The 24,178-nt window shown below is 54.4% G+C and carries 16 protein-coding genes; 2 read left to right on the top strand and 14 right to left on the bottom strand.

Annotated features, from left to right (window positions below; translation table 11 throughout):
- Positions 1 to 28: 28 nt before the first annotated feature.
- From pcrA to uvrB, 12 genes are all read right to left on the bottom strand, one after another.
- On the bottom strand, positions 29 to 2,356 hold the full coding sequence (gene pcrA / locus ABIE48_RS33990; protein ID WP_192716653.1) for a DNA helicase PcrA: 2,328 nt from the start codon (positions 2,354 to 2,356) through the stop codon (positions 29 to 31).
- A 162-nt stretch (positions 2,357 to 2,518) separates the two neighbouring features.
- Entirely contained in the window at positions 2,519 to 3,205 is a 687-nt protein-coding gene (gene pcrB, locus ABIE48_RS33985; RefSeq protein WP_192716915.1) for a heptaprenylglyceryl phosphate synthase, read from the bottom strand.
- A gap of 195 nt (positions 3,206 to 3,400) precedes the next feature.
- Complete coding sequence (locus tag ABIE48_RS33980; protein WP_192716654.1) at positions 3,401 to 4,273, bottom strand: phosphatidylinositol-specific phospholipase C/glycerophosphodiester phosphodiesterase family protein; 873 nt, start codon at positions 4,271 to 4,273, stop codon at positions 3,401 to 3,403.
- 198 nt (positions 4,274 to 4,471) lie between these two features.
- Positions 4,472 to 5,350, bottom strand: a complete 879-nt coding sequence (rfbD, locus tag ABIE48_RS33975) for a dTDP-4-dehydrorhamnose reductase (protein WP_192716655.1) — start codon at positions 5,348 to 5,350, stop codon at positions 4,472 to 4,474.
- Positions 5,347 to 6,375: a dTDP-glucose 4,6-dehydratase gene (rfbB, locus tag ABIE48_RS33970; RefSeq protein ID WP_192716656.1), complete on the bottom strand. Its 1,029-nt coding sequence runs from the start codon at positions 6,373 to 6,375 to the stop codon at positions 5,347 to 5,349. The genes rfbD and rfbB overlap by 4 nt, the downstream gene beginning before the upstream one ends.
- Positions 6,376 to 6,398: 23 nt before the next feature.
- On the bottom strand, positions 6,399 to 6,944 hold the full coding sequence (rfbC, locus tag ABIE48_RS33965; RefSeq protein ID WP_192716657.1) for a dTDP-4-dehydrorhamnose 3,5-epimerase: 546 nt from the start codon (positions 6,942 to 6,944) through the stop codon (positions 6,399 to 6,401).
- Positions 6,945 to 7,311: 367 nt separating this feature from the next.
- A complete protein-coding gene (locus tag ABIE48_RS33960; RefSeq protein ID WP_192716658.1) occupies positions 7,312 to 9,825 on the bottom strand; it encodes a U32 family peptidase in 2,514 nt (837 codons plus the stop codon).
- A gap of 369 nt (positions 9,826 to 10,194) precedes the next feature.
- Positions 10,195 to 12,153 carry a copper amine oxidase N-terminal domain-containing protein gene (locus tag ABIE48_RS33955; RefSeq protein ID WP_354520534.1) on the bottom strand — a complete coding sequence of 653 codons (1,959 nt, stop codon included), beginning with the start codon at positions 12,151 to 12,153 and terminating at the stop codon, positions 10,195 to 10,197.
- Positions 12,153 to 13,307 (bottom strand): S1C family serine protease, encoded by a 1,155-nt coding sequence (locus tag ABIE48_RS33950; RefSeq protein WP_076174514.1) that lies wholly within the window; start codon positions 13,305 to 13,307, stop codon positions 12,153 to 12,155. Before ABIE48_RS33950 ends, ABIE48_RS33955 begins: the two co-directional genes overlap by 1 nt.
- Before the next feature lie 237 nt (positions 13,308 to 13,544).
- Positions 13,545 to 13,754, bottom strand: a complete 210-nt coding sequence (locus tag ABIE48_RS33945; RefSeq protein ID WP_105444814.1) for a hypothetical protein — start codon at positions 13,752 to 13,754, stop codon at positions 13,545 to 13,547.
- 746 nt (positions 13,755 to 14,500) lie between these two features.
- Positions 14,501 to 17,362 carry an excinuclease ABC subunit UvrA gene (gene uvrA, locus ABIE48_RS33940; protein WP_192716659.1) on the bottom strand — a complete coding sequence of 954 codons (2,862 nt, stop codon included), beginning with the start codon at positions 17,360 to 17,362 and terminating at the stop codon, positions 14,501 to 14,503.
- Between the two features lie 100 nt (positions 17,363 to 17,462).
- Complete coding sequence (uvrB, locus tag ABIE48_RS33935; RefSeq protein ID WP_105444817.1) at positions 17,463 to 19,454, bottom strand: excinuclease ABC subunit UvrB; 1,992 nt, start codon at positions 19,452 to 19,454, stop codon at positions 17,463 to 17,465.
- Between the two features lie 173 nt (positions 19,455 to 19,627).
- Here uvrB and ABIE48_RS33930 point away from each other — a divergent pair, with 173 nt between their 5' ends.
- Entirely contained in the window at positions 19,628 to 20,425 is a 798-nt protein-coding gene (locus ABIE48_RS33930; protein ID WP_192716660.1) for a flagellar motor protein, read from the top strand.
- Positions 20,409 to 21,206 (top strand): OmpA/MotB family protein, encoded by a 798-nt coding sequence (locus ABIE48_RS33925; protein ID WP_116233521.1) that lies wholly within the window; start codon positions 20,409 to 20,411, stop codon positions 21,204 to 21,206. Before ABIE48_RS33930 ends, ABIE48_RS33925 begins: the two co-directional genes overlap by 17 nt.
- Positions 21,207 to 21,309: 103 nt before the next feature.
- Here ABIE48_RS33925 and ABIE48_RS33920 read toward each other — a convergent pair whose 3' ends face one another.
- Positions 21,310 to 22,608 (bottom strand): PDZ domain-containing protein, encoded by a 1,299-nt coding sequence (locus ABIE48_RS33920; protein WP_354520530.1) that lies wholly within the window; start codon positions 22,606 to 22,608, stop codon positions 21,310 to 21,312.
- Positions 22,609 to 22,698: 90 nt separating this feature from the next.
- Complete coding sequence (locus tag ABIE48_RS33915; RefSeq protein ID WP_192716917.1) at positions 22,699 to 24,123, bottom strand: S41 family peptidase; 1,425 nt, start codon at positions 24,121 to 24,123, stop codon at positions 22,699 to 22,701.
- Positions 24,124 to 24,178: the final 55 nt, after the last annotated feature.

The following is a 24,178-nucleotide window of genomic DNA, read 5'->3' as shown; positions in this document are numbered from 1 at the left end:
TCATCCCTCCGTCTATAGATTCATAATTTTAATTTTCCACTTTGGTGATCGGCGCAAACCCGGCCAGAAGGCGTTTCACGCCAACCGGCGCCGGAAAAGCGATCTGCAGCTCCGTATCGTTGCCGGTGCCTTTGACCGAAACGACCGTCCCAATGCCCCATTTGCCGTGGGAGACCTTGTCTCCCGCCTTCAGGGCGGTGAGGTCCGAGGTACTGCTCGCCGCTGCCATTTTGGCTGGAGTGGAGGTAGTCACCGTCACCCGGCTCTCCCGGCCAACCGAAGTGGCCGTGGAACCGCTCTGCGAGGATGGCGCAGCACTTCTGCCGAAGTTGCTTCCGCCGCTGCCAAAGCCTCTGCCGCCATAAGAACCGCCAATATTGCCTCCGCGGCGGTAGCGGTCACGGGCAACGACCGTATCCTCCTTCAGCTCTTCCGGAATTTCATCCAGGAAGCGGGAAGGCGGGTTGGCCGTCGTCCGGCCGAACAAGGTGCGCATCTGCGCGCAGGAGAGGAACAGCTGCTGCTCCGCGCGGGTAATCCCGACGTAAGCCAGCCGGCGCTCCTCCTCCAGCTCCTCATTATCCTGGAAGGCCCGGCTGTGCGGGAATACGCCTTCTTCCATGCCGATGATAAACACCACCGGGAACTCAAGCCCCTTGGCGCTGTGCATCGTCATCAGGACAACCGCATCCGCACGGTCCTCCTCGTTGTCGTTCATACTGTCGATGTCGGCGATGAGCGCCAAATCGGTCAGAAACGCCACCAGCGACTTATCTTCATTATTCTTCTCAAATTCCATCGTAACAGACAGGAACTCGTCGATATTTTCCAGGCGGGACCGGGATTCGATCGTATTCTCGCGCTGCAGGTCGATCCGGTACTGGGTCATCTCCAGCATTTTCTCGGTCAGCTCGGTGACGGACAAATACTCCACCATCTGGTAAAGAGCCGAAATCATATCGTAGAACTCCACCAGCGCATTGCGGGTCCGTCCGGCAAAGCCGAGATCGTCAACGAACTCCAGCACACGGAAGATGGACACTCCCCGCTCCGTCGCCGCGGCTGCAAGCTTCGCCACTGTCGTATCGCCGATACTCCGTTTGGGAACGTTAATGATCCGCGTCAAGCTGATATCGTCATCCGGATTGGAGAGCAGGCGCAGATAGGCCAGCATATCCTTGATCTCTTTGCGGTCGTAGAACTTGATGCCGCCGACGATTTGGTACGGAATGTCCGACTTGATCAAAATTTCCTCGATGACCCGGGACTGGGCGTTCGTCCGGTACAGGATGGCATGATCCTGGTACGACTTGCCCTGATTGACGTTCTTGCTGATTTCCGAGGTGACAAAATATCCTTCGTCATGCTCCGAGTCCGCCCGGTACACCTTAATCTTCGCGCCTTCGCCTTTATCGGTCCACAGCTTCTTCGGTTTGCGCCCGGTGTTCTGTCCAATGACTTCGTTCGCTGCGTTCAGAATCGTCGCAGTGGAGCGGTAGTTCTGTTCGAGCAGAATGGTGCGCGCTTCCGGATAGTCCTCTTCAAAATTCAAAATGTTGCTGATGTCCGCCCCACGCCAGCGGTAAATGGACTGGTCGCTGTCGCCGACGACGCAAATCCGGTGATGGCTGTCGGCCAGCATCCGGCACAGCATGTACTGCGCCCGGTTCGTATCCTGGTATTCGTCGACATGAATGTACTGGAACTTTTTCTGATAAAAATCCAGCACTTCCGGCACTTCCTTAAACAGCTGGATCGTAGCCATGATCAAATCGTCAAAGTCCAACGAGTTGTTGGCCTTGAGCCGCTTCTGGTACATCGTGTACACCTTGGCGACCAGGCCTTCGAAATAGTCTCCCGCCTTCTGTTCATACTGCGCCGGCGTCACCAGTTCGTTCTTCGCTGTGCTGATCACGGACTGGATCGCCTTCGGCTCGAATTTCTTCGTGTCGAGGTTCAGATCCTTCATGCAGTTACGGATAACGGACAGCTGGTCTGTGGAGTCCAGAATGGAAAAGTTCGAGGTGAATCCGATGCGTTCAATATCTCTCCGCAAAATGCGGACGCACATTGAGTGGAACGTGGACACCCAAATGTCCCGGCCCTCATTGCCGACCAGCTTGGCTACCCGGTCCTGCATCTCGCGTGCGGCTTTGTTGGTAAAGGTAATAGCCAGAATGCCCCAAGGCGGAGCCTTGCGGGTTGCGATCAGGTAAGCGATCCGGTGTGTGAGCACCCGAGTCTTGCCACTGCCCGCGCCGGCCATGATGAGCAGCGGGCCGTCCGTGGCTTCCACGGCTTGGCGCTGCTGCGGGTTCAATCGTTGTATTGCCTGTTGTATATCAATAGGTTGCATGCGTGCATGCTCCTTCCTGCTATAGAAATTCACAAATATGATAGGACATCATAAAAGCGGTATGCAGTGTGGCCCAACGGCCAGCATCTATTATACCGATTAGCGGTTATATGCATTTGGGGATTAGAGGTAGTACCGACGACGGTCTAAATCCACTTACTTTTATTCCTTAATAGCCTTAACCGTCAGCAGCGCCTGCTTCAAATCTTCGTAAACGGCGTTGCCGACGACGATGGTGTCGCAGACGTCAGCAGCCTGACGGGCCGAATCAGCATCCTTGATGCCTCCGCCATAGAACAGCTTGGCCCCGTTAAGAGAGCGGTGAATGTGACGGACGGTCTCCATGTCCCCGAACGTCCCGCTGTACTCCACATAGACAACCGGCAGAGACATCAGCTTGTCCGCAACCTGGGCATACGCCGCTGCTCCGGCTGCATCCAGCTCAGTCTGCGCCCCGGTCAAGCGGGCAACCGTGGAATCGGCGTTCAGGACGATATATCCTTCGGGAACGAGCAGTTCCCACGGGATCATGTATCCATATTCCTCCACCGCCCGCTGATGATGGCCAACGAGCCATGCCGAATCCGAAGCATTGAGCACCATGGGGATCATATACAGATCAAAACCCGGTACGATCGCCTCCAGGTCGGATACCTCCAGCACGCAGGGCACCTCATATCGCCTAATACGGGACAGCAGCTCCACGGTGTTATCGAACGTTATCCCGCTGGACCCGCCCACCATGACGGCGTCCGTACCGGACATACACACCGCATCCAGCGCCTCATCGGAGATCTCCTTATCCGGGTCAAGCTTAAACACATGCCTCCATGGCATAATCATTTGCATCAAACGGCATTCCTCCACGACAAATCTTCATAAATCTAGTCTATGTCAGCACCGGGTGAGTGTCAATTTGTGTTCGCATAAAATGCGAACATTTTTTCGCCAATCCGCCGTACACAAAAAAGAAGATATGCTCCGGGTAGAGAAGCATATCTTTCAGGTCATAAACGATTCATCCGATGAACCATATGGATGCAATTACCATCCGAGCGCAACCAGCCAGCGGTTGTCCCCAAGCTCTTGTTCCGTTACAAAGTCGGAATACACGCCCGTAACCCCCATTCGCTGCAGCCTGCCAATTTCGGAAGGATCGTTAATCGTATTCACATAAGCCGTGATTCCCGCCTTCTTCAGCTTGGCCAGAAAATCAGGCTTCGCCCGGGATTCCGGGATCGTAACTGCCTCAATCGAATGACTGCCAGCAAAATCGATGACTTCCTGATCCGTATCCTTGGTGGCATACAGGGTGTATATAATGGACGGAAATTCATAAATACCGTTCACCATTTGCAGCATCGGCTGATCGTAAATTTGCGGCACGACCCTCTCCAGCAGCGCGGGATCACGTTTTTTCGCCGTATCTACGAGGATCTCCAGCTCTTTTTGCATATCCGCCGGCTCCTGCTCCTTCGTATCCGTCACGATATAAATATCGGGATAATGCTCCATCAGGTCCAAAATATCCGACCAATCCAGCGGCTCGTATGTGCCGAGGATTTTACTATTTTTGAAGTCGCTATAGGTCAGTCTCCCCGACTGCTTGTCCTTCGGAAGCTCGCCCTTTTGCCCCAGCAGCTCGGTCATGTACTGCGTCCATTCGTGCCTAGCCACCAAATGGCCGTCCGCCGTCAGAAGCAGATCCACCTCGAATACACGGTTTCCTTTTTCATAGTTGGCAATAAACGCCTCGTAGGAATTCGTGTACGCATGCTCGCGGATCCCGCCCATCGCGTGGGAAATGACCCGGTAATCGGTAAAATTGTTGTTGATGTCCTTGGAGCTTCCCTGGGGAACCCACATCATCAGGCCGGCCGCCACGACCAGCGCCAGCAATGCCACCCATTTCCTCATCGATATCACATCCTTTTCACCAGCGTAAGCGTGAGGGGAGCGTGTCTGATTGATTGGGAGACGAAGAAAGAGATTAGTTAGTAGAGATTACCCGGACGGGAGGGGTGTCAAACGATGAGGGGGGGGGGAATGCTGGGAAAAGAAAAAAGCACCGCAGCAGCCGGTGCCTGATCGAACTTTTCATTAGAGAGTTCTAATCTACTCTATCCCTTGATTTTTGGTAGATAGACCTTGAATAAAATCATGCAATCCTTCCCGCCAATCCCTCAAATCAGTCAGCCCATTGGCCCGAATCGCCATGTGATCCATGACCGAATATGCAGGACGGGGAGCAGGACGTGGAAATTGAGCCGTTGTGCAGGGTTCAAGCCGGGCGGTCAGCTGGATTCCAGCTTTGCCCGCTTCGTCAAAAATAGCCCGGGTGAAATCAAACCAGGTACACTGCCCCGCATTGGAGGCGTGGTAAATCCCGTATTTCTCCGTTTGGACGAGTTCGAGCAGAAAGCGGGACAAATCTACTGTAAACGTAGGAGAACCCAGCTGGTCGTTGACGACCTGCAGCACGGGCTTTTCTTGACCGAGACGCAGCATCGTTTTGACAAAATTGGCTCCATGCGCACCATATACCCAAGAGGTCCGAACGATGAAGTACCGGGAAGACAGGCTCTGCACGAATTGCTCACCAGCCTGTTTGGTTTTGCCGTAGACGCTCTGGGGATCAGTTTTGTCATATTCTCGGTAAGGAACCGAAGACCTTCCGTTAAAAACATAATCCGTGCTGATGTATATCAGCTTGGCTCCGCAGCTCTCCGCTGCCGTCGTCATATTCCTGGTGCCGATCGCATTAACTCGGTAAGCCCCGTCAATGTCCGTTTCCGCCGCATCCACGGCCGTGTAGGCCGCGCAGTGGACAATCGTGTCCGGCCCAAAATCATGAACGGCCTGCTGGCACGCATCCCAAAGAGTAATATCGAGCATGGAGCGCCCGCAGCCCAGAACCTGATGCCCCGCTTGCTGGAACAAGGCGGTCACATCCCGGCCAAGCTGTCCTTCGGCTCCTGTCACAAGGACTTTCATAAGCCGTCACCCAAACGCGAACCGTACTGCTTCTTGTAATAATCCTGATACTCACCGGACTGAATACGCGCCCACCAATCCTTATGATCCAGGTACCACTGAATCGTCTCCTTGATGCCGGATTCAAAATCGTACTTCGGCTTCCAACCGAGTTCCCTCGTTATTTTGGCAGGATCGATTCCGTAACGGCGGTCATGCCCCGGCCGGTCCTGAACATGCGTAATTAATGACTCTGGTTTACCCAGTTCCTCCAATATCGTTCTGACGATATGAAGGTTCGTCCGCTCATTGTTGCCGCCAATGTTATAAACCTCGCCCGGCTTGCCCTGATGGATGACAAGGTCGATGGCAGAACAGTGGTCTTCGACGTACAGCCAGTCCCGAATATTTAACCCGTCGCCGTAAACAGGCAGCGGCTGCTCGTTAAGGGCGCGGGAAATCATGAGCGGGATCAGCTTTTCCGGAAACTGATACGGACCGTAATTGTTAGAACAGCGGGTGATATTTACGGGCAGTCCAAATGTTTCATAATAGGCCCGGACCATGAGATCTCCTCCGGCTTTGCTCGCGGAGTAAGGACTGTTTGGAGCCAGCGGTGTCTCTTCCGTAAAAAGGCCCGTATCTCCCAGCGTACCGTATACCTCGTCGGTGGACACCTGAACGAATTTGGTCACCCCATGCTTCCGGGCTGCATCGAGCAGCACCTGCGTCCCCAGAACATTCGTCTTCACGAAAATATCCGGTTCCAGAATGCTCCGGTCTACATGGGATTCAGCCGCAAAGTTGACGACGATATCGATCCCTTGCTGAAACCATAATTCCACAGCCTCCGCATCCGTAATGTTGGTTGCCGTAAAAGTATAATGGGGATGATTCTGGATGGAGCTGAGGTTTTCGAGGTTGCCGGCATAAGTCAGTGCATCCATATTGACAATTTCCAATTCAGGATACTTTTGCAGCATGTATATAATAAAATTACTTCCAATAAACCCCGCTCCGCCGGTAACGAGCATTTTCCTTCCCATCGTTTGATCCCTCCTGGTCGTAATCAAAAGTTAAGCTCCGCATCCTTCAGCAGAGGATGGCGCTGATCTTTATCCGACAGGATCGGACTGGAGACCGGCCAGTCGATGCCAAGCGCAGGATCGTTCCACAAGATGCCCCGGTCATGTTCAGGAGAATAATATTCATCCACCTTATACAGAACCTGCGTACCCGGAACCAGCGTGCAGAATCCGTGGGCGAACCCTTTGGGGACAAGCAGCTGCCGCTTGTTATACTCACTAAGAATCACTCCGGTCCACTCTCCAAACGTCGCTGAATCCCGCCGGACATCCACAATCACATCATAAATCGCACCGCTCAGAACGCGGACCAGCTTGGTCTGGGCTTTGGGGTTCAATTGATAGTGAAGGCCGCGGATGACGCCCGCTTCTGCGGAGAGCGATTGATTATCCTGAACGAATGTGTGCGTAATTCCCTGCTGGCGCAGCAAAGCCTCGTTATACCCCTCCATAAAAAAACCCCGGTTGTCACCATGAACAACAGGTTCAATCCATACGGCATCTGCCAAGCGTAATTGATTCACTTTCACACGGAAGGCCCCCTAATGGTAGTCTTGTAAGTAACCAAAATTGAATTCATTCTTATTAATATATGGTGCTACCAAACCGTAGGGTGATCTATTGGTCCGCCCTTTTTAAGTCATAAATCAGCTTAGGGAAAACTGTTTCAAGTGAGTGGGGCCAGAGAGGTTTAGGAGAGGATCGAATAAGCTGTAGTAACACTTCCAAATTCCATATATATACAATACACCATACATCCAGCACGAGGAAATGAATATTTAAGGCATAAAAAATCAAGCCATTGTCATAAGCTACGCCCGGTTGATCTCAGGGTTATCACATAAAAAAGGCAGAATCCGCACGACATGGCGGGATTCTGCCTTCATTTACTTTTTCTTATTTCACCAGCTGCCCACGAGTCACGCCAAGCTGATTCGTCGCCTTCAGTGTCTTCCAAACCTGCGTGCCGCTGATTTCGCCGCGCAGGGCACGGTTGTACAGGTCGATGACCTCGTGCACCTGTTCAGGTGTTTCCTCCAGGAACTCGACGCGGTAGGTCGAGACGCCGAGATCCATAAAGTTCGTCAGGTACTCGGCACCGGACTGCTCGATGGCGTTGTAGACCGTGTTGCGGCAGCCCTCGTCCACGCGGACCGGATGGGACATGCCAATGCGGTCCTGCAGGGACGCCCGATGCGATTCGCACGGACGGCCGCAGTTCGTGAAGTCGGTGCCTTCGCTCAGGAAGGTACAGTATACGCAGTGCTCCGTATGGAACATCGGCAGATGCTGGTGGATGACGATTTCCATCTGCGACGTTTTGGAGCGCTCCAGCAGATCGACCATTTGCTGGATGTTCAGGTCGTAAGACGGCGTAACCAGGTCACAGCCGGCTTCGAGGAACAGATCCACCGCTTTGTGGTTGGCGATGTTCAGCGAAAAATCGCCAATCAGCTGCGGATGATCGGCATCCGGGTTTTCCATCCGGTGGCGCAGGTAGAAATACAGCGCCCCGGTGTTGCGCACAAGCACGGCGTCCGGCTTGAGACGCAGAATGTTTTTGTGGTAGCCGTTCTCGTTCGGCATATGGATGCGCGGCGTGGCCAGCGCGATCCGCTTGCCGGCGGCATGAACGGCTTCCACCGCTGCCGGGAACTGCTTGATGAACTCGAAGTCGGCGTATATCATCTCTACGCCGGCTTCGAGCGCAGCCTCAACCTGCGGGAGGCTGCGGCACAGCGCGGTGAGCTTCGCCTCACCGCGGGCAACCGGCGATGCGCTGCGCTCGGCATCGCCATACACGGTCGCCGCCCGTTTTACGTACACGGGCGGCTTCGGGCGCTCGCCTGCGAGCAGCTCCACCGCCCGGCGGCGGATATTGTTCAGCTCGCGCATCGGCACGATGACGTCACCCTGCAGGTCGACGTCCAGCTTCTCGAGCTGGTAGACGGTGCCGCCCAGGCGGCCGAACTGCTCCTCGAGCAGAGCGTAATCCATCGGCCGCTTCTTGGCGATTTCCAGCTCCATCTCCGAGTCGACCTGCACCGTCGTGCCCTTCTGCACATCGGTCCAGACGGTCGTCAGGAGACCGCCGGCATGGCCCACGGCCTTCACATGTACCGGGAACACCCGGTACGGCTTCTCCGTCTCGAACGTTTGACGCAGGCGCTTGTCGAGCGCCGGATCGTTCGTTTTCCAGATGCGGTCGCCGACATGCAGCTTCCGCAGGTCTACGTCGCTCCGGCCCGGAACGATGTCCACGATCCAGCCTTCGCCGGCTTCCCCGTCAATCTTGACGCCTTTGCGGCGCAGGTCGTAAATCCGCCCGCCCTCTTCCTGCTTCGTCGGATCGCCGGCGTCGAACACGATGCCGTCACCGCGCTTCAGCGGCGCTTCGATCTTGCAGACGACGCCGTCGCGCAGGATCTTTTCGACCCGTCCGACGTACACGCCACGGCTTTTCGGGAACGTGCCGTCGACCAGTTGTTTGTTGTTCGTGCCTTCGAGGAATCCGTGCGTAAAGCCGCGCGAAAAGCTCTGCTGCAGCTCGCGCATTTCCTCTTCGCTCGGCGGTGTATTGTCGCCGTCAAAGTAACGGTCGATCGCCTTGCGGTACTTGCTGACCACGTTGGCCACGTACTCGGGGCTCTTCAGCCGCCCTTCGATTTTAAAGGACGTGACGCCCGCCTCGATCAGCTCCGGCATCAAATCGATAGCCGCCAAATCTTTTGGCGACAGCAGATAAGCCACATCGCCCATCGGCTTCTGCTCGCCGTCCACGATCAGGTCGTACGGCAGGCGGCAGGCCTGAGCGCATTCGCCGCGGTTGGCCGAGCGGCCGCCCCACATTTCCGACGTCAGGCACTGACCGGAATAGGAGACGCACAGGGCTCCGTGAACGAACACTTCCATCGGAAGTTTCGCCTGTTCCCCGATTTTTTGAATCTGCTTCAGGTTGTTCTCGCGCCCAAGCACGACACGCTCCATGCCCCAAGGCTTGGTGAATTCCACCGCTTCCGGTGAAGTGATCGTCATCTGGGTCGAGCCGTGAATCGGGAAGTCCGGGGAAATTTCCCGAATCAGCTTCACCAGCCCTAAATCCTGCACAATCACAGCATCCACGCCCGCATCGATACAGGCGTCGATCAGTTCCTTGGCATCCTCCAACTCGTTTTCAAACACCAAAATGTTAAACGTCAAAAAGCCCTTCACGCCATAGCTGTGAAGAAACGACATGATCTCCGGCAGCTCCGCCATCCGGAAGTTGTTCGCCCGGGCACGGGCGTTAAACTTTTCGACGCCGAAAAAGATCGCATCCGCTCCGTTGGCTACCGCCGCACGCATGCAGTCCCAGTCGCCGGCCGGCGCCAGAAGCTCCACGTCTTCCCTTCTTAATGCTTGTTTGTTCATCTATATCCTCCCAAACCGGTCCTGCCGGTTCAAATTCTAGAATTCTCGTACTCATTGCTGACCTAACGAAAAGAATCACCAGCACAACTTCTGCTTTAACTTATCTAGTGTACCAGACATCTTCCGATCCTTCTACTATCCCCACGAATTATCTCGATTCCCATAGGAAGGCAGCAATTTTCGAATTACATACTATCAGGTTATCCGTGTTTGGTAGGGTGCAAACTAGGTGAATGGCCATGCGCGGCTTATGTGGTGTGAAAAGCTTCTGTCGGGTATAACAAAAACCGGAACAGCCTCTGGGCTATCCCGGTTCCTGATCACATATTTTTCCACTGCACTTTTACAGCAAACAGCAGTTATCTCACGTTATTCGGCAGCCGCAGTGGTCTTGACTTCATCTTTTTTCGTAAACGTAAAAGAATTCAGCGTCTCATCCAGCGTCTTCTTCTGAATATCCGTGGCGTTGGCGTCATTCAGGGACGCGGACAGCGTATACACCGTGCCGTTATGCTGAACGACGATTTGGCGCACGCTGTACGGAATGCCGTCCTTCACCTGATGGATGGAGAAGACGACAGCTGGCTCACCGGCAAAGGTCGTGTTCTCTACCTTTTCCAGCTTCAAATCTTTCTGATACTTCACGGCTTCATTGTAGAACGCCTTCAGCTGGCTTACGGCTTCTTCAAAGGAGCTATCCTTCTCGGCCGTGATCATCATGCGTCCGCCCACGAACTGATACTCCACCGGCGACAGCTCAAACTGGTCGCGATTCGCGCTCCAGTACTGCGGAATACGAATTTGGTACTGATAGGTTTTGGACGTTTTGGTCGTTCTCTTGGATTTATCGATCAGGAACGTATTCTCTTCCATACTCCCGAAGGATTCCGGTACGACGGTAAAATCAATGTTGATCCCGTTCATCAAATCCTTGAACTTGGCCACATCCGCCGGCTGGTCTTCCGGAGCTGCATATTCCACATAATAGCGGTAACCGTCCTTCAAAATCATCACTTCATATTCACGGATCCAGCCGTCACCGTAGTTATACCTGGCTTCGTTCACCAGCGCCTGTTCCCCGGATACCTCCAGCGGGTAAGTATTGACGACCTCATACGAAGTTTTGACGAAGGACTCTTCCAGCCATTTCTTCATCTGTCCACCCCACTGGTCGAGTGAATCGCCTTTGGGTCCAGTAGACACGTTCAGCTTCAAGTAGCTGCCGTCCTTGCTTTCATAATACATGTCCGCATTATCCATGCTCCAGTCGGCCGGGATGTCTAAAGCAATGCCGTAATCCTCGTTATACACGCCTCGCATGCCATTTTTGACGGTCGACAGATCCTTCACGGTTTTGTCCGCCGGATTAAAGCTCGTATCAAAAGAGTTCAGCAGCCCGGCATATTTATTCAGGTCCTTGTAGTTGGACGCCTGCAGATCAGCAAAATACAGCTCGTACAGACGATTATGGCTCGAATACATCCGGCACTCCCAGAAGGTTCCGTCCCCGTCCTTGGTCACAATACGGGCATACGGCACCTTTGCTTTCGGGAAGGTCCCCCGGTCCACTACCATCTCGCCGCCCTGTTTGGCGTCCTCCACCAGCCGATCCAGTAAATCATCGGTGCTTAGATCCGCATCCTCATCGGAAGCGTGGACTTCAATGTAGTACTTTTCCTCTGCATCGTTAAAAGACGCAATACTCTCGGTTTCATCGCCGCTGCCGACGATCAGGCCGCTCGGATAATTCATCGTCCAGCCGTAGTAGCTGTTGCCGATCTTCGTCTTGCCTACATCCGAATCGATCCCCGGATCCTGCGGACTGGCATCATCCTCCGAAGGTTTCAGGCTGATCACCCATTCCCCCGCCGACCCTGTATTCATTTGCGCTCCGATGCCTTGCGCCACCACACGAAGCGGAACCATCAGGGTGCCGTTCACCATGGACGGGGCAGCCTCCAGCTTCACTTTATGTCCGTCCACCCAGGCCAGCTGGCTGTCAATCGTTAGGCTGATCTGATGAGGGCCGTAACCGATTTTGACCACATTGTTTTTTTCCAGCTTTACTTCGCTGCCGAACGCTTTGCTGAACACGCCCAGCGGAACCATTACGGTTCCATTTTTCTTGAACGGCTTCAAAATTTGTACCGTCTGCCCGTTAATCACCGCCGCGGTGCTTCCCGTCTTGAGCTGCAATGTCAGCTTGTCCGAGCTGCTGTCCGCCCACGCGGGCAATGCGGCTGCCAGCATGATGATGCCGGCCAGTGCCGCCGATCCGATGTTACGCAATGCGCTTCCCTTCATCCGTGACTGTCCCTTCTTCCCCATTAAAATTCCTCTCCCGGTCCGCTCTCGTCATTATAGGCATCACCATCGGCGCCAGCCTGCGACAGAACCAGCTTCCGCTCCACGATATCCCCGCCGCTCTGCATAAGCAGCTTAACCGTTTGCCCCGGTAAAAAGGACTTAAACATTTCGTTGATGTCCACGACCGAGGTCACCCGCTTGCCGTTAATGCTGTAAAGCACGTCGTCCTCCTGAATGCCGGCTTTCTTGGCCTGATCCGAAAAGACCTTCGTTACGGTTAACGGATCGTCCGTTGGCAGTCCGACAATGGCAGACCAGCTCTCTTCCATGTTGAATCCGAGGCTTGGGCGCTTCACTTCCCCATACTTGAACAGTTGTCCCATCACGTACTGCACCGTATCCGAAGGGATGGAAAAGCCCATATTTTCCACGCCGACGGCTGCGAACTTCAGGCTGTTGATCCCGATCACCTCGCCCCGCATATTGACGAGCGGCCCCCCGCTGTTGCCCGGGTTAATTGCCGTATCGCTTTGGATCAGCCGGTAAAAAGCGTTCACGCCCCGGTTCAGACCGCTGACAACGCCTACCGTTGCCGAATTGCGAAGGGAAAAAGAGATCGGCGTACCGATCGCAATGACCTTCTCCCCTACCTGCGCAGTTTGTGCGGACTTGGCAAAGACCGCAGGCACTAAAGATTTGGCATTGATTTTGATTAAGGCAATATCACTTGTTTCGTCTATGTATGAATCCACAATGCTATACGATTTGCCGTCGGATGTGACGACCAGCGTACCTTCCAGTCCGTTCACCACATGCGCGTTGGTAACGATCCAACCGTTGGACTTCACGATGACTCCTGTACCGTGCGCCAAATTGTAGCGGTTGGTCGCGCCTCCCGTCAGCGTCGTATCCGTCGAGCGGCCGATAATCCCTACAACCGAAGGCGATATGTCTTTGACGATTTGCGGGACCGGATCCGCTGCCACCTGGACGTTGACCTTCTTTGCTGTAGATGCGCTTGATGCTGCTGTTTTTGCCTTCTGCGCAGCTTGTCCCGCCTTGGATGCCGCTGTGGCCGTTTTGCCTGTGCTCTGTGCCTCGGCCGCCGCGCTTCCACTGACGAGCACGATCGTGCTGAGTAGCGTAATGACCCACTTTTTCCCCGTCGGTTTCATTCCCTCACCTGACCTTATCTTTATCTTGATCTGCAGATCTCCGGAGTCTATCCTTTCCCCTGAATCATAGCCTCAATGTATCACACAAACCGGGCGTGTACAATTGCTGGAAGCCCTATATTTAATAGGAAATTTCCACAGCCAGAATCCCGATGGCTTAAACAAAAAAAGACCCCTTGTCCGCCGGTTAGCGAAAGGTGTCTTCATTCGTCGCAACTTCGTTTAAGTTGTATCCGATTAGCTCATCCAGTTCTGGATCATGGCAAAGTCAGACGCTAAAAAGACCAGCAAGCAAATCACGCTGAATCCGATTGCAAATTTGTTCTTAACCGGTTGCTTCACCAGACGGATAACCCCGATCAGGATCAAAATCGTAAACAGGATCATGAATACGTCAAAGGTATTGAATTTGGATGCAGCCGATGCAGCAGCTTCTGCAAGCAACATGGTTGGACCTCCTCTTGTGGCTTCGCTCAATTTACATATCTCTCTACATGTTATCGTTCTGGGCGATGAGATGCAAGACTTCGGATGCAAAAAATTGAAATTGTCATAAAATCGCCTTTTTCTGGTAATTGAGGCTCGTTGCCTCCGATCAATTACCATGTGCATGTGTAGAAACCTATTCCTTAATATTATTACCCCGGTTGGCTTCAATTTATGAAAAATGGCGCTTATTTCCGGATGTGCCATAGATCCTGCTTCGTCACCATGGAGGTTGGCTAGGCGGAAATCTCCTACAGTATAAGGAATCCATATAAGTGAAAATTGAAATGGATGATGGGGCAAGTACGTAAAATGTTCCTGCGATCCCTCTTGTTTTCGGATTTCTTGATTATATGGAACCCACGTAAGGTAGAAATCCGAAAGCCAAATGTGACCGCTTCGCTTCTTCGGAATCATTTTACTCCCTTGCTTACATCGTATTCTTTAGTCTGAAGTTTATGGTTTCTTCGTATAAGAAAAACGTCTATCGACGTACCTTCAAAGAAGACAGACCGCGTCTAGCGGAAGTTTTTATTGCGAGATCAGGAAGCGGAGGCTCCGAAACGTATACTTTCTGATCTCTTCAAAAAAAATCATGCCTCCCCCGCCTGACGGCGGAATGGAGACATGATCTGGTCTATATCCTTATTTCGCGTAATCGTTCCATACCAAGCTCTGATTACGGCATTGGTACAAGCTGGTCGCTATTAGCTCGTCACCTTCAAAGCTTCGCTGCGCGCCGTGTCGCGCTCCAGGATCGGCTTCAGGTACTTGCCTGTGTACGACTGCTCGACCTTCACGATTTGCTCCGGCGTACCGGAGGCAATAATCGTTCCGCCGCCGCTGCCGCCTTCAGGACCCAGGTCGATAATGTGGTCGGCCGTCTTGATGACGTCCAGGTTGTGCTCAATGACGAGCACGGATTCCCCGGAATCGACCAAACGGTGAAGCACAGTCAGCAGACGGTCGATATCGTCGACATGCAGGCCGGTTGTCGGCTCATCCAGAATGTAGAGCGTCTTGCCGGTGCTGCGCCGGTACAGCTCGGAGGCCAGCTTCACGCGCTGCGCCTCGCCGCCAGAAAGCGTCGTGGCCGGTTGTCCCAAGGTAACATAGCCCAAGCCCACGTCGAGCAGCGTTTGCAACTTGCGGTGGATTTTCGGAATGTTTTTGAAAAATTCCGTTGCGTGCTCCACCGTCATTTCAAGCACGTCGGCGATACTCTTTTCCTTATACTTAACCTCCAGCGTTTCCCGGTTATAGCGTTTGCCTTTGCAGACTTCACACGGCACGTAGACGTCCGGCAGGAAGTGCATCTCGATCTTGATGATGCCGTCCCCGCGGCAGGCTTCGCATCGTCCGCCCTTCACGTTAAAGCTGAAGCGTCCCTTTTTATAACCGCGGATTTTGGCCTCGTTCGTCTGCGCGTAAATGTCACGGATATCATCAAACACACCGGTGTAGGTTGCCGGATTGGAACGCGGCGTGCGGCCGATCGGCGACTGGTCGATATCGATGACCTTCTCCAGATGCTCGAGCCCGCGGATTTCCTTGTGCTGTCCGGGTCTGACCTTGACCGCCTTGTTGAGCTCCCTGGCAAGCGTTTTGTACAGGATCTCATTCACGAGCGTCGATTTGCCCGAACCGGAAACCCCTGTTACTGCCGTGAAGACACCCACCGGAATTTTGGCATTGATGTTCTTCAGGTTGTTCTCTTTCGCTCCGCGGATCTCCAGCCAGCGGTTATCCGGCTTACGGCGTTCCGTATTGACCGGGATGAACTTGCGTCCGCTCAGGTATTGGCCGGTCAAGGAATTCGGATCTTTCATGATTTCCTCCGGCGTCCCTTGCGCGATGACACGGCCGCCATGAATACCGGCACCAGGACCGATATCGATGATATAGTCGGCGGCCATCATGGTGTCCTCGTCATGCTCTACGACGATGAGCGTATTGCCGATGTCCCGCATGTGCTCCAGCGTGGAAATCAACCGATCGTTGTCCCGCTGGTGCAGACCGATGCTCGGCTCATCGAGAATATAGAGCACGCCCATCAGGCTGGAGCCAATCTGCGTAGCCAGGCGGATCCGCTGGGCCTCTCCCCCGGAGAGTGTGCCCGCGGCCCGGCTCAGCGTCAGGTAATCGAGCCCGACATTCACGAGGAATCCGAGACGCGCGTTAATTTCCTTCAAAATCAAATTCGCAATCGAGCGTTCCTTCTCGGACAGCTCGAGCTGGTCAAACAGCTTCATCGCTTCGCCGATGGACAGGCTCGTCACATGCGCCATGTTGTAGTCATTGACGGTTACGGCAAGCACTTCTTTCTTCAAACGGTGACCCTTGCAGACTTCGCACGGCTTCGCGCTCATGAAGTTTTCGATAAATTCGCGGATGCCCTCGGAAGCCGTTTCACGGTAACGGCGCTCCAGGTTGGGAATGACGCCCTCAAACACCACAAACGCTTCTTTCCGTTGTCCGAAGTCATTTTCGTAACGGAAGCGGACCTTCTGGTTCCCCGTTCCATACAGCAGCTTGTTCATATCTTCTTCCTTCAGCTGGCTGACCGGAACATTCTGAGGAATGTTGTAATGCTCACATACCGATTTCAAAAATTGCGGATAATAGTTGGACGTACTGCCTGTCCACGCCAGAAAAGCGCCGTCATCGATCGATTTCTCCCGGTCCGGAATCAGCAGCTCAGGGTCGACGATCATCTTCACGCCAAGTCCGTCGCATTCCGGACAGGCCCCGAACGGACTGTTAAACGAGAACATCCGCGGGGACAGCTCCTCAATGCTGAATCCGCAGATCGGGCAGGCGAAATTGGAGCTGAAACGCAGCTCTTCCTGGCCCATAATATCGACCAGCAGCTGGCCTCCGGACAGCTTCAGCGCCGTCTCGATGGAGTCCGCCAGACGCGCCTCCACACCTTCCTTAACGACGATCCGGTCGACAACGACCTCGATCGAGTGCTTCTTGTTTTTCTCCAGTTCGATATTTTCGGAAAGATCGCGAAGCTCGCCGTCTACCCGTACGCGTACGAAGCCCTGCTTGGCCACGTCGGTAAACAAAGACTTGTGCTCGCCCTTCCGGCCGGAAATCATCGGTGCCAGCAGCTGTAAACGTGTCTTCTCCGGATACTGCATAATCCGGTCGACCATCTGCTCCACGGTCTGGGACGTGATTTCAATGCCGTGCTCCGGACAGTGAGGATGGCCCACACGGGCAAACAGAAGCCGCAGGTAATCGTAAATCTCGGTTACCGTTCCGACGGTAGAACGCGGGTTGCGGCTCGTCGTCTTCTGGTCAATCGATATGGCCGGAGACAGCCCGTCGATCGAGTCGACGTCCGGCTTCTCCATCTGCCCCAAAAACTGCCGCGCGTACGCGGACAGCGACTCCACATAACGGCGCTGCCCTTCCGCATAAATCGTGTCAAACGCCAGGGAAGACTTGCCCGAACCGCTCAGTCCGGTTAAAACAACGAATTTATCACGGGGAATCGTGATATCTATATTTTTCAAATTGTGGGCCCTGGCACCCTTAATGACGATATTCTCGCTGGCCAATGGTCGCTCATCTCCTTTGAAAGGATCTATTTATGGGATTTATCCACAAAGAGAACGACCAGTACAAGCGGCCGTTCCCTTATCTTATCCATGTTCTTGTTTATTCCGCCTTCAGTTCCAGCAGGGCGTCACGCAGCTCGGCTGCGCGCTCGAACTGCAGGTTCTTCGCGGCATCCTTCATTTCCGCTTCCAGACGCTGAATCACCGACTGGCGCTCCTTCTTCGACATCTTGCCTCCGGTGCCGGTCAAATACTCCGCCTTCGACTCGGCCACCTTCGTCGCCTCGATGACGTCCCGCACCTTCTTGCGGATCGTCTGAGGCGTGATCCCGTGCTGCTCGTTATAGGCAATCTGCATCGTGCGGCGGCGCTGGGTTTCCTTAATCGCTTTGTCCATCGACTCCGTAATTTTGTCGCCATACATCAGAACAAAGCCCTCAGAGTTCCGGGCCGCGCGGCCGATGGTCTGAATGAGAGACCGCTCCGAGCGGAGGAAGCCTTCCTTGTCGGCATCCAGGATCGCAACCAAAGATACCTCAGGCAGGTCAAGTCCCTCTCTCAGCAGGTTGATCCCAATCAGCACATGGAACGTGCCCAAACGCAGATCGCGCAGTATCGCCATCCGCTCCAAGGTCTTGATATCGGAATGCAGGTACCGGACCTTGATCCCAATCTCTTTCAGATAGTCGGTCAAATCCTCGGCCATCTTCTTGGTCAGCGTCGTCACGAGCACCCGCTCGTCGCGGTCGATCCGCTCCCGGATCTCTCCGATCAAATCGTCAATCTGCCCTTCGGTCGGTCGGACTTCGATTACCGGATCCAACAAACCTGTCGGACGGATGATCTGCTCAACCATTTCATTACAGTGCTCGATCTCGTACGGTCCCGGCGTCGCTGACACGTAGATAATTTGATTCACTTTACTCTCGAACTCTTCGAACGTCAACGGGCGGTTGTCCAGAGCCGACGGCAGACGGAATCCGTGTTCCACCAGCACCGTCTTGCGCGCCCGGTCCCCGTTGTACATCGCGCGGATCTGCGGCAGCGTCACATGGGACTCGTCGACGACGATCAGCATATCATCCGGAAAATAGTCCAGCAGCGTATATGGGGTTGCTCCCCGTTCCCGGAATGTTAACGGTCCGGAATAGTTCTCAATCCCCGAGCAGAAGCCGACTTCCTTCATCATCTCGATGTCGTAGCGCGTACGCTGCTCCAGGCGCTGAGCCTCGAGCAGCTTGCCTTGGGAGCGAAGCTCCTCGAGCCGCTCTTCCAGCTCCCGCTCAATATTGACCAGCGCCACACGCATCGTCTCTTCCTTCGTTACGAAGTGAGACGCCGGGAAAATCGCAATATGATCGCGTTCACCGATCAGCTCGCCGGTCAGGACGTCGATCTCCGTAATCCGTTCGATCTCATCCCCGAACAGCTCCACGCGGATCGCCTGTTCCCCCTTGGAAGCCGGGAAAATCTCAATGACGTCGCCGCGAACACGGAATGTCCCGCGCACGAAGTTGATGTCGTTGCGCTGGTATTGGATGTCCACCAGGCGCGACAAAATCTGATTACGCGGCTTCTCCATGCCTACGCGCAGCGACAGCAGCATGCTGGAGTATTCCATCGGCGAACCCAAGCCGTAAATACACGAGACGCTCGCCACGATAATAACGTCCCGCCGCTCGAACAGCGAGCTGGTCGCGGAGTGGCGCAGCTTATCGATCTCCTCGTTGATGCTCGAATCTTTCTCAATATACGTATCCGAAGAAGGGATGTACGCTTCCGGTTGATAGTAATCATAGTAACTCACAAAGTAATCGACGGAGTTGTTCGGGAAAAACTCCTTGAATTCGCTCGCCAGCTGGGCGGCAAGCGTCTTGTTATGCGCGATGACCAGCGTCGGCCGCTGCACCTTGGCGATCGTCTGCGCAATGGTAAAGGTCTTGCCGGTACCGGTCGCACCGAGCAGCGTCTGATGCTTCTTCCCCTGCTTCAGGCCTTCCACCAGCTCGGTAATGGCCTTCGGCTGGTCGCCCTGCGGTGTGTATTCCGACTCAAGCTCAAACGTCTTGGTACTGACGACAATATCGCTCATTGCCCAACATCACCCTTATCATCTAAAATAGATATTCTAAACTATATGTCGAGATTTCCCGATATAAGCTATAGGAAATCATTGTTGAAATAAGAATATTTGTTCCCGTCTATTATACTCTGATCAAGTGCCGTATGCAAACCCTAACTCATGAACAGGAGTGATAGCACAACATGGAAATCACAACAATACTGGGCATCCTGGCGGGACTTGCCGCGCTGGTAGGTGGCTTTTTATGGGAAGGAGGTCAGATTAATGGATTAATGCAGGCAGCGGCCGCCCTGATCGTATTCGGGGGAACTATTGCCGCTGTCGTTGTCAGTTACCCGCTTCACCGGCTCAAGACGATTCCCAAAGCGCTGCGCTTTGCCTTCAGCAAACCGGCCGAGGATACGAACCAGCTGATCGAAGACTTGGTTGGCATGGCTACGGCGGCCAGACGGAGCGGGGTGCTCTCCCTTGAAAGAATGGCGATGGACCATCACAACTCGTTCCTTCGCGAAGGCATTCAGCTGGTCGTCGACGGAACGGAAGAATCCCAGATCAAACAAATCATGGAGCTCGAAATGGACGCCGTAGAGCAAAAGCACGAAAACTACGCCAAAATATTCGAGTCAGCGGGCGGCTACGCCCCGACCATGGGTATCATCGGCACCGTTATGGGGCTGATCCATGTCCTCGGCAGCTTGTCCGAGCCGACCGATCTCGGGCCGTCGATCGCAGTTGCTTTTACCGCTACGTTATACGGCGTGGCGAGCGCCAATATTATCTTTTTACCCATTGCGTCGAAAATTAAGTCCCGCAGCGCCGATGAAATTCAGCAATTGGAACTTTTGATGCAGGGCATTCTGGCGATTCAGAACGGCGAGCACCCCAACATGGTGCGCAAAAAGCTCGTTTCCTTCACACCGGTGGACAGCTATCATGCCCCTGCCGTGAAGGAGGAATTCATCGATGAGACAGCGGAATAGACGCCAGGGCCGGAGGAAAAGCGAAGGAGACGGCGGCCGGGACCGGTGGCTGATCACTTATGCGGACCTGATCACGCTGCTCCTGATCTTTTTCGTCATGATGTTCGCGATGAGCCGGCTGGACGTTGAGAAGTACGAGGCGATTACACAATCCCTGCAGCATACGTTCAAAAGCGGCGATTCGATCCTCGAGAAGGGATCCGGCATCACCGGCCAGGCGGACAAAAATACGCATCGAAATCCCGACACGGCCAAAAAACCGCAGAACAGCGGCTCTCAGGAACTGACCGAACGGGAGCTTGCCTTCCGCAAGCAGGAGCAGGAGCTCCAGAACCTGATGCAGGTCATTTCGCAGTATGTGAAGGATAACCGGCTGGAGGACCAGATATTTGTGGCGGACGAGCCTCAAGGTATCTCCATTACGCTGAGCGACCAATTTATGTTCGATGTCGGCAAAGCTGACCTAAAGCCCGGCTCGGCACCGGTGCTGGACAAGCTAGCCAGCCTGTTCAAGAACCTGAGCACGGTGATCAGCATCGAGGGTCACACCGACAATCTGCCGATCGTACACGCTTCGAATTACAAAGACAATTGGGAGCTCTCCGGAGCACGGGCGCTGTCGGTCCTGCGGTTTTTCCTTGACCAAAAGCATCTGAACCCGGACGAATTCCAGTACGCCGGATACGGCGATACGCGTCCTGTCGGGGATAATGGCACCGAAGCCGGAAGGCAGAAAAACCGCCGGGTAGAGATCATCGTCCTCCGCCAGCTTCAGGAATGATCCGTAACCTCCTGCTTCGCCGGTAAACCACCGATTGGCCCTTTCATAAGACAAAAAAAAGCGTGGAAGCTTCAGAGCTTCCACGCTTTTTGCGTTCTTGCCTTTACATGTCGGCTTCCCGCGCATCATGCGATGCAGGGGTGGACGACTTGCTGCGGGCATGAATTTTCATGCCGATCAGCTGAAACAGATTGACCGGTTTCAGCACTAGCGCCACACCGGCATCCGGGTCCGGAGCCAGAATAACGCCCAGCTGGTGATGATCCCCGTCGTAGATTGCCCGCTGCAGGAACTTGACTTCACCCTGCAGGTTTTGCACTTCCAGCTTGCAGAAGGCCGGGTTTTTGCGGATCGCCAGATGCAGCTGCTCTTTGGACCGGATCGCCATGCCGTTGACCTTCACAATCGATTCGCCGGCCGTGATGCCCAGCTCTTCGGCAGGGCTCCCGGGAATGACGGCCAGCACCTTCAGCCCCTGCGCAGGATGGACAAACACCGGACTCCGGTGCTGCTCCTCATACCGGCTGTACCAGGCCAGCCCTTCATGAAGCACAAAGGCGATCAAGGCCGCCACAAGGGCGAGCGGACTCCACCATGCCGACAGAATGCTGAAAGCCAGCAGTACGACGCCATAGATAAGGAGGCGTTTGAACGTCCGATCGGCCTTCACCTGCGGAAGCAGGCTCTGCGTCATTTCGCTGAAGCCGATCACCATCGGCAGTGCCATCATGCTGAAGCCGCTGCTCCATCCGTCTCCTCCAAATAAAGGCGTCCAAGGCAGAATGGTATCCGAAGCTCCCGGAATCAGCAGAAACAGAGGAATCGGCCAGAATACCTGCATCTGATAGCCTCCAACGAGCTTGCCTCGCTTCCCTTCAATAAAGAGCGGATTAGCAAAGGACGCTCCCTGCAGGCGGATAAGCAGAGCCTCAGCCAAGTGCAGCACCGCGACCAAGGCAAGCAGGGCAGGAATATCCAGACCCGCTACCGTATCCTTCACCGTTTTCAGGAACCCGTCCGGACTCCAGGAAAACAGCCCTACAACAAACTGAATCACGCCCAGGATCCCGATGGCGTAGGCAAAGCATAAATACCTTACCCGGAACAGCAGCAGCACGATGGCTACCACCCAAATGCAGATGACCGCTTCCGTGGTCAGCGAAATTCCCAAAAACGCCGCGGCCACCGAGACGCCGATCCCGGCCAGCAGTCCGCCCCAAAAGGTTCGCCAAGTCTGCAGCCCCCAGCTGTGCAGCCGGACGGAGAACAGCTTTCTCTCCAGCAGTACCTGCCTACGGTACACAAGTGCCATCAAAATGATCGAAATATAATAAAACGGCTGCGTCAGCAGCTGTAACAAAGCATCCCCCAACTTCCACAGCAGTTCCAATGCGACATCCAATCCGTCACCACGCTCCTTTACCATGACATTTACGCATATCCAGGACAGACATCAGACGCAAGAAAAAAAGAAGGCTAAAGATCAGCCTTCTTAACGATTCGACGCGGCAGCGGCAATTTCCTTCCGCACCTCGTCGATCCCGCGGTTCAATTGATTATCGTATTTCGGATCGCGGATGTGCTCGATCAGCGCGTTCTCGAGTGCTTCCGCCGTCTTCGCGTCAATAACTCCGTTCGCGTTCAGCTTCGCGCTGCTTTGGAACGACTTGACGGCCGCCACGGTTTTCTCATCGAAGAATCCGTCTTTGCGTCCAGGCTTGAAGCCAAGGCCGTCCAGCATGATCTGCGCACTCTTCACGTCAGTGTTATTCATGTTGTATTCCAGCGATTTGTCCTTGTTGATCGGAGCCACCGAGAAGTAATCCGGCTGATCCACCGCAATGTCAGGCTTGATCCCCTTCTTGTGGATCCAGCTGCCGTTTGGCGTCAGCCATTTCGCGATCGTAATCTTGAGCAGGCTGCCGTCGCCCATTTGCTTGTCGAAGCTCGTCTGTACGGTTCCTTTACCAAAGGAGTTTTCACCGATCAGCTTCGCTCCGGCCGATTGCTGCAAGGCACCTGCCAGAATTTCGGATGCGCTGGCGCTTCCCTTGTTCATCAGGAGGGCGACCGGATAGCCTTTGCCCGTTCCCTTGGACTCGCTCTTCTCGCGCTTCTTGTTCTTGTCTTCAACCTGAACGATCAGCTTGCCTTTCGGCACGAATTGCTCGGCGATATCGATCACGACGGACAGCACGCCGCCGGGATTGTTCCGGACATCGATGACGAGGCCCTTCATGCCTTCGCTCTCGAGCTTCGCCAACTCTTCCTTGAAGCGATCGCCCGTGTTCAGGGAGAACTGGGTAATTTCAATCACGCCTACCTTACCCGGTTCCATGTGGGCATTGACGGTCTCCAGATCGACATCGTCGCGCACGATGGTGTACTGAAGCGGCGTCGATACGCCGCTGCGGCGGACCGTCAGCTTCGCCTCGCTGCCTTTCGGACCGCGGATTTTCGAAACCGCATCGTTCAGCTCAAGCCCGCTCAGCGATTCTCCGTTCACCGTCAGGATGATATCCTTGGCGCGGAGTCCTGCCTTTTCGGCAGGCGATCCCTTGATCGGAGACACGATGACGACATTGCCGTCTTCCGAGGACACTTCGGCACCGATGCCGCTGAACGAGCCCTCGATGCTCTCCTCAAATTCCTGTGCCGTTTGCTTACCCATATAAGTCGAGTACGGATCTTCCAGCGATTCCATCATGCCGTTGATGGCACCATCCACCAGTTTGCTCCGGTCCACATCCTCGTAATAATTGCCTTGGATGAGATCCAGAGCCGTACCGATTTTCTTCGCTTCATCCTGCTTCAAGCCGCCGCTGACCACGCTCGCTAGCACGCCCTGGCCCGTCGAGGCCTGATTCGCAAAGCTTGCGCTTGTTAACACGAGGGTCAGTACGCTTCCCAACAGCATACCTACGACGACCAACAATGCGACCGTACGTTTCTTCAAAGTAAGTTTCACCGCC

The organism is Paenibacillus sp. OAE614, assembly GCF_040546645.1.
In the GTDB taxonomy this organism is placed as follows: Bacteria; Bacillota; Bacilli; order Paenibacillales; family Paenibacillaceae; genus Paenibacillus_AQ; species Paenibacillus_AQ favisporus.
The sequence above is the reverse complement of the archived record's forward strand: the minus strand, read 5'-3'. Positions and strand labels throughout refer to the sequence as shown.

What these genes read in the sequence shown, in the direction of transcription:
- ABIE48_RS33925 (WP_116233521.1), top strand. Translation starts at nt 20,409, where the DNA reads ATGAGACAGCGGAATAGACGCCAGGGCCGGAGGAAAAGCGAAGGAGAC.
- pcrA (WP_192716653.1), bottom strand. Translation starts at nt 2,356, where the DNA reads ATGCAACCTATTGATATACAACAGGCAATACAACGATTGAACCCGCAG.
- ABIE48_RS33980 (WP_192716654.1), bottom strand. Translation starts at nt 4,273, where the DNA reads ATGAGGAAATGGGTGGCATTGCTGGCGCTGGTCGTGGCGGCCGGCCTG.
- rfbB (WP_192716656.1), bottom strand. Translation starts at nt 6,375, where the DNA reads ATGGGAAGGAAAATGCTCGTTACCGGCGGAGCGGGGTTTATTGGAAGT.
- ABIE48_RS33930 (WP_192716660.1), top strand. Translation starts at nt 19,628, where the DNA reads ATGGAAATCACAACAATACTGGGCATCCTGGCGGGACTTGCCGCGCTG.
- ABIE48_RS33950 (WP_076174514.1), bottom strand. Translation starts at nt 13,307, where the DNA reads ATGAAACCGACGGGGAAAAAGTGGGTCATTACGCTACTCAGCACGATC.
- uvrB (WP_105444817.1), bottom strand. Translation starts at nt 19,454, where the DNA reads ATGAGCGATATTGTCGTCAGTACCAAGACGTTTGAGCTTGAGTCGGAA.
- ABIE48_RS33945 (WP_105444814.1), bottom strand. Translation starts at nt 13,754, where the DNA reads ATGTTGCTTGCAGAAGCTGCTGCATCGGCTGCATCCAAATTCAATACC.
- ABIE48_RS33915 (WP_192716917.1), bottom strand. Translation starts at nt 24,123, where the DNA reads ATGCTGTTGGGAAGCGTACTGACCCTCGTGTTAACAAGCGCAAGCTTT.
- ABIE48_RS33960 (WP_192716658.1), bottom strand. Translation starts at nt 9,825, where the DNA reads ATGAACAAACAAGCATTAAGAAGGGAAGACGTGGAGCTTCTGGCGCCG.
- rfbD (WP_192716655.1), bottom strand. Translation starts at nt 5,350, where the DNA reads ATGAAAGTCCTTGTGACAGGAGCCGAAGGACAGCTTGGCCGGGATGTG.
- pcrB (WP_192716915.1), bottom strand. Translation starts at nt 3,205, where the DNA reads ATGCAAATGATTATGCCATGGAGGCATGTGTTTAAGCTTGACCCGGAT.
- ABIE48_RS33955 (WP_354520534.1), bottom strand. Translation starts at nt 12,153, where the DNA reads ATGGGGAAGAAGGGACAGTCACGGATGAAGGGAAGCGCATTGCGTAAC.